9 protein-coding genes are annotated in these 12057 nt (G+C 75.1%); 2 read left to right on the top strand and 7 right to left on the bottom strand.

Annotated features, from left to right (window positions below; genetic code table 11):
* Window positions 1-233 precede the first annotated feature (233 nt).
* The 7 genes from CRP29_RS19835 to CRP29_RS19805 all read right to left on the bottom strand — a co-directional run bounded on the left by CRP29_RS19835 (window position 234) and on the right by CRP29_RS19805 (window position 9581).
* Window positions 234-1403: an N-acetylmuramoyl-L-alanine amidase gene (locus CRP29_RS19835; protein WP_097196762.1), complete on the bottom strand. Its 1170-nt coding sequence runs from the start codon at window positions 1401-1403 to the stop codon at window positions 234-236.
* A 154-nt stretch (window positions 1404-1557) separates the two neighbouring features.
* Entirely contained in the window at window positions 1558-1884 is a 327-nt protein-coding gene (gene trxA, locus CRP29_RS19830; RefSeq protein ID WP_091991006.1) for a thioredoxin, read from the bottom strand.
* 85 nt (window positions 1885-1969) lie between these two features.
* Window positions 1970-2932 carry a thioredoxin-disulfide reductase gene (trxB, locus tag CRP29_RS19825; protein ID WP_245853110.1) on the bottom strand — a complete coding sequence of 321 codons (963 nt, stop codon included), beginning with the start codon at window positions 2930-2932 and terminating at the stop codon, window positions 1970-1972.
* Window positions 2933-3033: 101 nt separating this feature from the next.
* Window positions 3034-4677 (bottom strand): protein kinase family protein, encoded by a 1644-nt coding sequence (locus tag CRP29_RS19820; protein ID WP_097196832.1) that lies wholly within the window; start codon window positions 4675-4677, stop codon window positions 3034-3036.
* Between the two features lie 82 nt (window positions 4678-4759).
* Window positions 4760-6736, bottom strand: a complete 1977-nt coding sequence (gene murJ / locus CRP29_RS19815; protein WP_245853109.1) for a murein biosynthesis integral membrane protein MurJ — start codon at window positions 6734-6736, stop codon at window positions 4760-4762.
* Window positions 6733-9108, bottom strand: coding sequence for a DUF6049 family protein (locus tag CRP29_RS19810; RefSeq protein ID WP_097196760.1), 2376 nt, complete (start codon window positions 9106-9108; stop codon window positions 6733-6735). Before CRP29_RS19810 ends, murJ begins: the two co-directional genes overlap by 4 nt.
* A complete protein-coding gene (locus tag CRP29_RS19805; RefSeq protein WP_097196759.1) occupies window positions 9105-9581 on the bottom strand; it encodes an NUDIX hydrolase in 477 nt (158 codons plus the stop codon). The genes CRP29_RS19810 and CRP29_RS19805 overlap by 4 nt, the downstream gene beginning before the upstream one ends.
* 105 nt (window positions 9582-9686) lie before the next feature.
* Here CRP29_RS19805 and CRP29_RS19800 point away from each other — a divergent pair, with 105 nt between their 5' ends.
* Window positions 9687-11135 carry a CCA tRNA nucleotidyltransferase gene (locus CRP29_RS19800; protein WP_097196758.1) on the top strand — a complete coding sequence of 483 codons (1449 nt, stop codon included), beginning with the start codon at window positions 9687-9689 and terminating at the stop codon, window positions 11133-11135.
* 51 nt (window positions 11136-11186) lie between these two features.
* Window positions 11187-12041 (top strand): matrixin family metalloprotease, encoded by an 855-nt coding sequence (locus CRP29_RS19795; protein WP_245853108.1) that lies wholly within the window; start codon window positions 11187-11189, stop codon window positions 12039-12041.
* Window positions 12042-12057 lie beyond the last annotated feature (16 nt).

Below are 12057 nucleotides of genomic sequence, written 5' to 3'. Positions count from 1 at the left end.
AGCTGAGCGCGTCGGTCGTCCCTGCGCGGGACCCTCCGGGCCCCACTCGGGCTGCACAGCACTCACCGCGGCCACGTGCCGTCCCCTGCTGCGACGAGCGCGTCGGTCATCCCTGCCCTGGACCCTCCGGGCCCCACTCGGGCTGCACACGGCCAGGAGCCCCCCCGGCTGAGCTCAGCGCGGCGGTCATCCCTGCGCGGGACCCTCCGGGCCCCACAGCACTCGGCTCGCGCCTAGACGCCGCTCGGCAGTACGAAGGTTCCGGTCGGGGGGTCGGCCTCGGCAGGCAGGAACAACCGCTGCACGGCGGCGAGCACGCCCTGCGCGATCGAGCCGCGCACGCGGGCGTCGAGCAGCAGCAGCCGGTCCACCGGGTGCGACAGGTAGCCGACGTCCAGGCGCACGGCCGGCATCCGGCTCATGCGCAGCAGATCCCAGGTCTTGGCGTGCGACTCGAGGTCGAGCAGGCCGGTGCGGGCCACCACCTCCCGCCGCGCGAGGTTGGCGAACTGCTCGCCGACGGTGGACGACGCCCCGGAGCCGGTGCCGTAGTAGAAGCTGGCGACCCCGCGGGCGTGCTCGGACGCGTGCGCGTCCACGTGCAGGGACAGGAAGAGGTCGGCGCGGGCGGCGTTGGCGAAGGCCGTGCGCTCGGCCGCGGTCGGGTTCTGTTCGCGGCCCCGGGTGAGGTAGACCGTCGCCCCGGCGGCCGCGAGCCGGCCCTCGATGCGCGAGGCGAGGTCGAAGACCAGGTCGGCCTCGGTGGTCTCGCCGTGCACGTGGCCGAGGTCGGTGCCGCCGTGGCCGGGGTCGACGACGATCCGCCGTCGGATCAGGTGCGGGCCGCTGTCGACGAACGAGGCGCTCTGCCGCAGCAGCTGGGGCCGGCCCCCGGTGACCTTGCGGCCGAGCTGGCGCAGCGCGCGCAGCGTGGCCGGGCCGCAGGTGCCGTCGGAGGTGAGCCCGTAGTCGCGCTGGAAGGCGCGCAGCCCCGTCTCGGTGTCGGCACCGAAGACGCCGTCCACCGGGCCGGCGTCGTAGCCGAGCTCGTGCAGCCGCTCCTGCAGGTTGATGACGTCGTCCCCGCGGACGGCACGCTCGGGGTCGTAGCGCAGCAGCCTGTCCCCCAGCGACCAGCGGGCCTCGTTCAGCGCCCGGTAGGTCTCCTCGCCGACCCGCCCGTCGACGGACAGCCCGCGGTTCTGCTGGAAGTGCCGCACCGCCAGCTCGGTGGCGTCGTCGAAGACCGCGGCGTCCAGCGCGATGTCGGGGAGCGTGGCCATCGCCTGCAGTGGGCGGGGCGCGGCGCTGCCGTCGACGTCGGGGAGCAGCCCCAGACTGCGGAGGGCGGTCTGCACGTCCGCGACCGCGGGCCCGCGATCGCCGAGCCTCAGGATCTGCATACCGGTGTTGGCTCCCATCGTGTCCTGATTGTCGTCCCCGACCCCCGTCCCGGCCTCACGGGGTACCCGGAACGACGACGGGTCCACCTGTCCGGGTGGACAGGTGGACCCGTGATCACGCTGTGTGGCGCCCCTGCGCGGCAGGGGGTGCTGCTCAGATGTAGTCGGCGAGGTCGTTCAGGATCGCGCCCTTGGGCTTGGCACCGATGATGCTCTTCACCGGCTTGCCACCCTGGAACACCGTCATCGTCGGGATCGACATGACCTGGTAGTCGCGGGCGATCTGCGGGTTCTCGTCGATGTTCAGCTTGGCGATCGTCAGCTTGTCGCCGTGCTCGGCGGCGATCTCCTCCAGCACGGGGGCGACCATCTTGCAGGGGCCGCACCACTCCGCCCAGAAGTCCACGAGCACGGGCTTGTCGCTGCCCAGCACGTCGGTGGCGAAGCTGGTGTCGGTGACCGTCACGGTGTTGCCTGCCATCGGTCGTTCTCCCTCTCGTCCACTTGCTCGAAGTCCTGCGGGGAGAACCCGCGGGACGGTCGTTCTATGCCCGGGTGGCGGGCGGTCAGCGCTCGTCGAAGGTGTCGGCGAGCCAGCGCTCGGCGTCGATCGCGGCGGCGGCACCGGTGCCGGCCGAGGTGATGGCCTGCCGGTAGATGTGGTCCACGACGTCGCCGCACGCGAAGACGCCGTCGATGTTCGTGCGGGTGGTCGGGTGCTCGACCTGCACGTAGCCCTCGTCGTCCAGCTTGAGCTGGCCGACGAACAGCTCGGTGCGGGGGTCGTGGCCGATGGCCACGAACAGCCCGCTCACCGGGAGCGTCTCGGTGGCGCCGGTGGTGGCGTCGGTCAGCTCCACGCCGGAGACGGTGCTGTCGCCGTGCACCTCGGTGACCTGCTTGCCGAGCGCCCAGCGGATCTTCTCGTTGTCCTGGGCGCGCTTCTGCATGATCTTGGAGGCGCGCAGCTCCTCCCGCCGGTGGACGACGGTGACGCTCTTGGCGAAGCGGGTGAGGAAGGTGGCCTCCTCCATCGCCGAGTCACCGCCGCCGACGACGGCGATGTCCTGGTCGCGGAAGAAGAAGCCGTCGCAGGTGGCGCAGGCGGAGACGCCGCGGCCGAGCAGGCGCTCCTCGTTCTCCAGACCCAGGTACCGGTACTTGGAGCCGGTGGCGACGATGACCGCGTGCGCGCGGTGCACCTCGTCGCCGACCTTCACGATCTTCGGCTCCGCGGTCAGGTCGACCTCGGTCACGTCGCGCGGCACCAGCTCGGCGCCGAACTTCTCGGCCTGCGTGCGCATGTCGTCCATGAGCTGGGGGCCCTGGATGCCGGCCGGGAAGCCGGGGAAGTTCTCCACCTCGGTGGTCGTCATCAACGCGCCACCGAACTGGGAGCCCTCGAAGACCAGCGGGTGCAGGTTCGCGCGCGCGGCGTAGGTGGCCGCGGTGTAGCCCGCGGGGCCGGAGCCGATGATGATCAGGTCGCGGATGCCGTCGTGCTCGGCCGGGGGGATCACGGGGTTCACGATCTCCTCCGTCGTCACGGCGGGACCGGGGGTCGGGGAGTCACTCACAGGCGGCACAACCGGAATCGTAGGTCCGGCATTCCGGGCCTGCCCCCGACGGGTCAGCCCGCGGCCTGGACGGTGACCTCGCCGATCTCCCCGACGAAGCCGTCGCCGTCCTCGACCAGTTCGGTGATCCAGAGCAGGACGTAGCGGGCCTCGACCGGCTCGTCGAAGCGCAGGTCGGTGGTCTCCTCGAGGGTGCCGGAGGCCGCGGGGTCGAAGCCGCCCAGGTCGCCGGCCGGGGAGTCGGCCGTGCGGATCTCGACGGTCGCGCCGGGCCGGGGCGTGCTGACCGTCACGCCGGCGAGGGACTGCGAGTCGCCGAGGTCGTAGACGATGCCCAGGCCGGACTTGAGGTTGCCGAACGTGGCCGAACCCCGGTAGGTGACGGTGGACCAGGTCGTGGTCGGGTCGCCGTCGAAGGTCAGCGGGACGTCGCCGTCGTTCTCGGGCTGGCCGTCGCCCTCGGGGTCGAAGACCTCGGCGCCCTGGATCGTCGTCGAGGGCCCGGCCGGGGCGTCGTCCTCACCGGAGGCGCCGGCGGTGGGCACGCTGATCGACGGCGTGGAGCCCTCGTCGACGGAGCCGGCGACCGACAGCACGCTCGTACCGACCCACCAGGCCAGCCCGATCACCACGAGCAGCGCCAGCAGGGGCAGGCCGACGACGAGCAGCCGGTGCCGGCGCGCGCCGTCCTCCTCGTCGTCCGGACCGGTGGAGCCGGTGGGTGGGCCGGTGTAGAGGTCACCGGGCAGCGACGCGAACGCGAAGTCGTCGGCCTGCTCGGGCCGTCGGCCGGCGGCGTAGGGCCCCCCGGCGGGGGCGACCGAGCGGGCGTCGACGGTGTCGCCGCCGAACGCGACCGGTGCCACGACGGTGTCGCCGGAGCCGGCCGGGCGCAGGGACGGGACCGGCGGGAGGGTGCCCGGGTCCTGGCGGACGGGCGGCTCGGCGCGCGGGTGCTCGGACCGGTCCCCGCGGGTGCCGCTGGTGGCGGGCCGGCTGCGCGGCCGCTCGGCGAGGATCGCCGCCATGGCCGCGACGCTGGACAGCGCGTGGCCGGGATCGGTGGACCGGGCCCGTCGCGCCAGCGCCACCAGGTCGGAGGGGCCGTGCAGCGGGCGGGGCTCGGCCTCGCCGGGGCGCAGGCCGGTCAGGCAGACCTCGAGCAGTGCGCCCAGGGCCGCGACGTCGCCGTCGATCGTGCCGCTGGCGGCCGGCACGCCGCGCAGACCCACCAGGCCGTTGGGCCGCAGCACCACGTTCTCGGGGGTGAGCCCCCCGACGGCCAGGCCGACGCGGTGCGCCTCGGCGACGCCGTCGGCGAGGCGGCGCAGCACGGTGCGCACCTCCCGCTCCGGGAGCGGCCCCTCGGCCAGCCGCTCGGACAGCGGGACGCCGTCGATCCACTCGTTGACGACGTAGGCGGCCCCGCCGGGGGACTGCGGATCGCCGCTGCCCTCGGAGGCGTCGTAGACCATCGCGAGGGCGGGGGTGGCCAGCCCGCCGGCGGTGAGGGCACGGGTGATCCACGCGTGCGCGGCCGGGCCGGCGGGGGTGTGCACGCGGACGGCGACGTCGCGGTTGAGGATCCGGTCCTTGGCCCGCCAGGTCTGGATGACGCCGGTCTCGGTCTGCTCGTCGGGCCCGACCTGATCCAGTGGCCGGTAGCGCTCCGGGAGGCCGGTGACCGTGGACGTCATCGACACTGTCGACCTCCTGCCTTGCTCCGGCGGACGGTGCGACTGCACCGGCATCGGCGCCGCTTCCTGCGAGGAGAGGCGGTCATCCGCGCCGGACGCGCGCCCTGACGGCTGCCAGGGGTTCGCGGATCTCCGGTACGCGGGCGACCACGAGACCTGCGAGAGCTGCGGCGCCGATGACCACGGTACCGACCAGCACGCGGCCGAGCGACCCTGCGGTCGACGATCCGAGCAGGTCATCGGTCACGATCAGGACAAGCTGCCCGAGGAGGCCCGCGGCCAGCGACGCCGCGGCCACCCGGGCGACCTGGACGAGGGTCTCCCGGGTGCGCAGCGCACCGAGCCGCCGGCGCAGCGCGAGGTCGCCGAGGACCCAGCCGGCCAGGTACGTGATGCTCGTGGCCAGCATGAGCCCGGCGACCACGTGCTCGGGGCCCACGACCGCGGGGACCAGCAGCAGCAGGGGCACCCGGACGGCGACCATGCCGAGCTGGATCAGCGTCGGCGTGCGGGCGTCCTTCATCGCGTAGAACACCCGGAGCTGGAGCAGGGTGACCGCCATCGGCAGCAGCCCGAAGGCGCCGATCGCCAGGGCGGTCCCGATCGCGGCGGCGTCGTCGACGGAGGTGTTGCCGCGGGCGAAGGCGACGACGCCCAGGGCCGGGCCGAGCACGGTCAGCAGCGCCGTCACCGGCAGCAGGCCCAGCGCGGAGAGGCGGGTGCCGAGGGAGAGGTCGGAGACCACGCCCGGGACGTCGTGCCGCGACGCCGCCCGGCTCATCCGCGGCACGAGGGCGGTCAGCAGCGCGACGCCGATGATCCCGTAGGGCATCTGGAACAGCAGGCTGGCGTTGGCGAAGCCGTAGGACCCCAGGCCGTCCTCGCGCCCGGCGGCGTTGGCCACCCGCATGGCGACGACGACGCCGATCTGGCTGATCGCCACGTAGGCGATGACCCACAGGCCGAGCGTGCCGGCCTCCTTGAGCCCGGTGTTGCGCAGCCCCCAGCGCGGACGCAGCGGCACGCCGGCCCGGGAGAGCAGCGGCAGCAGCACCAGCGCCTGGACGGCGATGCCGAGCGTCGTGCCGATGCCCAGCAGCCACACCTGCCCGGTGGTGATGGTCACCGGCGTCAGCGCGCCGGGCCCGGTCGCGGCGATGAGCAGCCCACCGGTGGCGATGACCACGAGGTTGTTGAGCACGGGCGCCCACGCGGGCGGCCCGAAGACCCCCCGCGAGTTGAGGATCGCCTGGGCCAGGGCGCCCAGGCCGTAGAAGACGATCTCCAGCAACAGGATGCGGGCCAGCCAGTTGGCCAGCCGGACCTGCCCGGGGTCGTCGCTGATGCCGTACAGCGCGGTGAGCAGGGGTGCGGCCAGCACCGCGAGCGCGGTGACGAACACCAGCCCGACCGTGGCGATGGTGGCCAGCCGCTGGGCGTAGGCGGCGCCGCCGTCCCGGTCGCGCTCCTGGGCGTGCACCAGCAGCGGGACGACGACCGAGGTCAGCACCCCGCCGAGCAGCAGCTCGTAGACGATGTTGGGCAGGGTGTTGGCGGTGTTGTAGGCGTCGCCCACGAGGCCGATGCCCAGCGCGGCGGTGAGCACCATCGTGCGGGCCAGGCCGGTGACACGGGAGACGAGCGTCGCCACGGCCATGGTGCCCGCCGCGCGCAGGATGCCCCGGCTGGCGCCGGGAGCGCCCTCGCGCTGCTCGACGTCGTCGTCGGTGTCGTGCGCGGTGCGCGGCACCGGCGGCAGCACCGGCATCGGGAAGACCTGGGTCTCGTCCGCGGCAGGCACCCAGCGGTGCCGCAGCGGCGGCAGCGGCGGCACGGGTCCGGCCGCCCGGTCGGTCCGGAGCCGGCCCTGCTGTGCCGGGGGCGAGCCGCGCCGCACCGGCGGGGGCACCGGAGGCAGCGGGAGGCGGCCGTCGTCGGGCGCGGCGAAGGGGGCACCCTCCGGCGGGGTGGCCCGGTACGGCGCGGGCGGCAGCGGCCGGCCGGCCGGCGGCCGGGGTCGCTCGAGGGCCGCCTGCTCGTCGTCGGGCGGCGTGCTCACACCGGGCTCCGCGTCGGCGTGCCGTCGGGGCCCAGCGACACGCCTGCGTCGTCGGCACCGCCGGTGCGGGCGCGGCGGCGCAGCACGAAGCGCACCAGGCGGCGGAGGAACAGCAGCCCCAGCAGGGACGCCGCCCCGAAGGTGATGATCAGCGAGATCGGTCCGTAGGCGGTGCTGCGCACCTGCAACTGGACGCGCTCGCCCAGCGGGCTGCCGCCGGGGGTGGTGAGGGTGGCGGTGACGGCGAACCCGCCGGACTGCCCCAGCGAGGTGGGCACCTGGAGCACCGCCCGCTCGCCCGGTGCGAGCACCCGGACGCCGATGTCGCCGATCGACAGCGCCCGGTTGCCCCGCGCCCGGACCTCGGGGAGCACCCGCACCGCGAAGGGGAGGTCGTTGCGGACGGTGAGCACGAGCGGGGCGTCGCTGGAGGCCAGCGTGTAGGTGCCGTCGGCGGGCGCCAGCAGCGTCACCTGCCCGCGCATCCGCTGCATCGTGGCGGTCAGGTCCGCGGCGGCGTCGCGGAACCCGGTCGGGTCGTCCCACCAGGCCACCGAGGTGGCGCGGGCGGTGGCGGCGTCGAAGGCCTGCAGCGCCGTGGCGGCGTCGCCCTCGACGGCGCCGGCGAGATCGTTCCGTGCGTCGTTCGCCGCCGTGACGCCGAGGAGACCGGCGGTGTCCAGCCGGAGCGGGTCGGCCGGCGCGAGGAGGTCGCCGTCCTCGGTGAACGGGCCGGTGCTGAGCGACTCGAGCGGGATGGGCCGCAGCCAGGGCTGCGAGGTGGTGTCGGCCATCATCGCCCCGGCGCCCTCGGGCCCGGCGTCGACGTCGCGCGGCGCGGTGACCAGGACGGTCTGCTCGGTGTCCGGCGCCGCCTGGCTGGTGAGGACGGCGAGCTCGGCGAGGTAGCGCTGCTCGGCGAGCCGGGGGCCGCCGGCAGCGAGCTGGCTGCCGCCGACCACCGCGGTCAGCCGGGAGTCGGCGACCAGACCGGGCATCGGGCCCCCCGCCGTGCCGACGGTGACGGCGGCCGCGGCGGTGGCGTCGGTGAGCCCGACCGCCGAGTCCCCGGTGGTCACCGCGTCGGGGCCGAGGACCACCTGGTCGATGCCGCCTCCGCGGAGCCGCTCCAGGGCGCCCGGCAGCAGCGACCCGCCCGGGGCCCAGGCCAGGTCCGTGCGCGGCTCGACGTCGAGCGCCTCGGCGAGGATGCGGGCACCGGCCCCCTCCTCCGGGACGGGGACGTCGGCGGGCGCACCGGACTCCCCGGCAGGCGGCAGCGGTGCGTCGGTGGTGGCGCCCGCCGGGGTGCCGGGCGGGTCCTGGGCCGTCCCTGCGGGTGTGCCCGGCAGGCTGCGGGTGACGACGTCGCCGAGACCGGCGGTCTCCAGCGAATCGATGTCCACGTCGCCGTAGGGGAGCGCGACGACCGGGTGCGCGGCGGCCATGTCGCGCAGCCGCCGGAGGTAGTCGCGCGCCTCCTCGGTCCCCGACCCGCGTCCGCCGGGCACCTCGTACTCGCCGGCCGCCATGATCTGCAGCTCCTCGACCAGGGCCGGGTCGATCGCCAGGGTGATCGGCAGGGTCGGTGTGTCCGAGGAGCCCGGCAGCCGCTCGACGACGCCGAGCGCCCGGTCCAGCCGGCCCTCGTCGGCGATGGACTCCGCGAGCTCGTCGTCGGCGAACCGGCCGGAGGCGGTGCGGTGGGTCTTCTCGGTGAGTGGCCACAGCCAGGCCACGGCGGTCCGTGCCGTGGGCTGCAGGGGCTGCTGGACGACGAAGGTGGAGAGCTCGCCGACGCGCCTGGTGTCGCCGTCGATGCTGCCGTTGACGTTGAGCAGCACCGGGTAGACGCCGTCCCGCTCCAGCCGCAGCTCCGTGGAGTCGACGGTGTAGTCGAAGGTGCTGCTCTCGCCGGCCTCGAGCCGCTCGGCGAGCCGCTGGAAGGGCAGCACGACGCTGGTCGAGGGATCGGGGTCGGCGTCCTCCGCGGCGAGCTCCGCCCGGCTGAGCAGCACGTCCCCGCGCTGGAGCCGGAGGTCGAGGTCCTCGATCACCGCGCTGCCGGTGTTGACGACCGTGCCCTTGACCCGGATCAGCGAGCCGGGCGTCACCGTGCGCGGCTCGAACAGGTTGACCTCGAGGCGCACCGGGCGGTCGGGGTCGACGGTCTCGTCGGCCGGTGCTGCGGCGAGGACCGGGACGGCGGCGTGCGGAGCGGCCGCGGCGGCGGGGGCGACGACGCCGACGGTGGTCAGCAGCACGGGGAGGAGGACGACGGGCAGCAGCGCCCGGGGCCGGGAGCGGGTGCGGTCGGAGTCGGGGGCGGCGGCACGGCGGCCACCGGCGCCACCGGCGGCCGGCCGGGTCACGCGGTGTCGGCCAGCAGTCCGGGCGCACGCTCGACGAGGGCGCGTTCGTCGGCGTAGGCGAGCCGGCCGCTGAGCTCGTCCAGCGGCACCCAGGCCACCTCGGTCACCTCGACGTCGGCGTCGGAGAGCGCGCCCCCGACCGCCCGGAGGAGGAAGTGGTGCACCGTCTTGTGCACGCGTCGGCCGTCGGCCACGAACCAGAAGTCGATGATGCCGAGCGGCGCGACCACCTCGCCGATGATCCCGGTCTCCTCCGCGACCTCGCGGACGGCGGTGTCCTCGGGTGTCTCACCGGCCTCGATGTGGCCCTTGGGCAGCGACCACAGCAACCGGCCGCGCCGATCGGTGCGGCCGATGAGCGCGGCACGGGGCCCGTGCACGCCGTCGTCGGCGACCACCAGGCCCCCGGCGGACGTCTCGTCGACCCGACGCAGCCGGCGGCCGGGGCGCCCGCGTCCGCCCGTCCCAGCCATGCCAGGAGGGTAGCGCGAGTGCGCGCACTACTCTGGTCGGTCGTGTCCGTCCCACCTCCGAGTCGTGCGAGCGGGACCAGTGGGCCCCGCCCCGTCCCGGAGCCCGTGCCGCCCGCCGTGCAGCAGACCGTGCGGGACCTGGTGGACCTCTCCCCCGTGCTCGCCGAGGTCGGTCAGCGCTTCACCGCGGCCGGTTTCCAGGTGCACCTGGTGGGCGGATCCGTCCGCGACGCGCTGCTGGCCGCCGAGTCGGGGGCCCCGGGCGTCCCGGGCGACCTCGACCTGACCACCGACGCCCGTCCGGAGCAGACGCTCGAGCTGCTGCGGGGCTGGGCCGGTTCCACGTGGAACACCGGCATCGCCTTCGGGACGGTCGGGGCGGACGTCCGGGGATCGCGGCTGGAGATCACGACCTTCCGCGCGGACCGCTACGACCGGGAGTCCCGCAACCCGGAGGTGGCCTGGGGCGACTCGCTCGAGGACGACCTGGCCCGCCGCGACTTCACGGTCAACGCGATGGCGGTCTCGCTCGGCCCGGACCGCACCGTCACCGACCCCTTCGGCGGTCTGGGCGACCTGATCCGCCGTCGCCTGCGCACCCCCGGGGCGGCCGAGGAGTCGTTCGCCGACGACCCGCTGCGCATGCTGCGCGCCGTCCGCTTCGTGGCGCAGCTCGGCCTCGAGCCCGACGACGACGTCGTGCGCGCGATGACCGCGATGTCGGCGCAGCTGGGCCGGATCACCGCCGAGCGGGTGCAGGCGGAGCTGTCGAAGACGCTGCTGCAGGCATCGCCGCGGGCCGCGCTGGAGCTCTTCGTGGCGACCGGGCTGGCCGACGTCGTCCTCCCGGAGCTCTCCGCGCTGCGGATGGAGATCGACGAGCATCACCAGCACAAGGACGTCTACAGCCACTCGCTGACCGTGCTGGACCAGGCGATCGCGCTCGAGGAGGCCGACCCGGACGCGGACTCCCCCGACCTGGTGCTCCGGCTGGCCGCGCTGCTGCACGACATCGGCAAGCCGGCGACCCGGCGGCACGAGGAGAAGGGCCGGGTCTCCTTCCACCACCACGAGGTCGTGGGCGCCAAGCTGGTGCGCAAGCGGCTGATGGCGCTGAAGTACCCGAAGGACGTCGTCGAGGCGGTCTCCCGGCTGACCTTCCTGCACCTGCGCTTCCACGGGTACGGGCGCGGCGAGTGGACCGACTCGGCGGTGCGGCGCTACGTCACCGACGCCGGCAGCCTGCTGCCGCGGCTGCACAAGCTGGTCCGCTCGGACTGCACGACCCGCAACCGGCGCCGGGCGGCCGCGCTGGCCGAGACCTACGACTCGCTCGAGGCGAGGATCGTCGAGCTGTCGGCGGCCGAGGACCTCGCGCGGGTGCGGCCCGATCTGGACGGCAACGCGATCATGGAGCTCCTGGGGCTCCCCCCCGGCCCGGAGGTCGGGCAGGCCTGGCGCTTCCTCAAGGAGCTGCGGCTCGAGCGCGGCCCGCTGGATCCGGACGACGCGGAGACGGCGCTGCGCGAGTGGTGGGCGGCCCGGCAGGCCTGAGTCCCGGCGCGCCGGGTGCCGGTCGGGGCCTCCACGGCCGAGAGTGCTCCTGTGAGAGCACTGCGGCGGCTGCTGCGCGGAGCCGGCGTCGTGCTGGTGCTGCTGCTCGCCGTCCTCGGCGCGGGGGTGCTCGGCGGGCCCGGTGGGCTGCCCTGGGCGGTGCAGGTCACCGCGCAGCCCGACGTGCTCCCGGAGCCACCCCCGCCGCCCCCGGTCCCGGAGAAGCCCCGGGACCGGCCGACGCCGGGCCGCGAGGCCGCCGACGTGCCGCTGGGCGTGCCGCAACCCCCGCCCCCGCAGGGCGGGACGCACGCCTTCACGGCCCTGCAGGCCGACGGGGTCACCCCGGTGGCCTACGACCCCTGCCGGCCGATCCACTACGTGGTCAACGGCCTCGGCGCCCCGCCCGGCGGCGAGCCGCTCGTGCACGCCGCCGTCGCGCGGATCGCGGAGGTGACCGGGTTGCGCTTCGTGCACGACGGCGCCAGCGACGAGCTCCTGCTGCCGGACCGCCCCGTCTACCAGCCCGAGCGCTACGGCGACCGCTGGGCGCCGGTGCTCATCGCCTGGCAGACCGAGCAGGAGGAGCCCGCCCTGGCCGGCGACGTCGTCGGTCAGGCCGGCAGTGCCGGGGTGTCCCTGGGGGGCGGGCCGACCGTCTACGTCACCGGCACCGTGGCGCTCGACGCCCCGCAGATCACACCGGTGCTGGAGCGCCGCAGCGGCCGGGCGGTCGTCGAGGCGATCGTGCTGCACGAACTGGGCCACCTGGTGGGGCTCGCGCACGTCGACGACGCCACCCAGCTGATGTACCCGGAGGTGCAGTCCGAGCTCACCGAGCTGGCCACCGGAGACCTCACCGGGCTGGCCCGCCTCGGTGCGGGGCGGTGCGTGCCGGAGCTGTGAGCCGGCGGACCGGCAC

Source organism: Blastococcus aggregatus, assembly GCF_900221005.1.
Taxonomy (GTDB): Bacteria; Actinomycetota; Actinomycetes; order Mycobacteriales; family Geodermatophilaceae; genus Blastococcus; species Blastococcus aggregatus.
The sequence above is the reverse complement of the archived record's forward strand: the minus strand, read 5'-3'. Positions and strand labels throughout refer to the sequence as shown.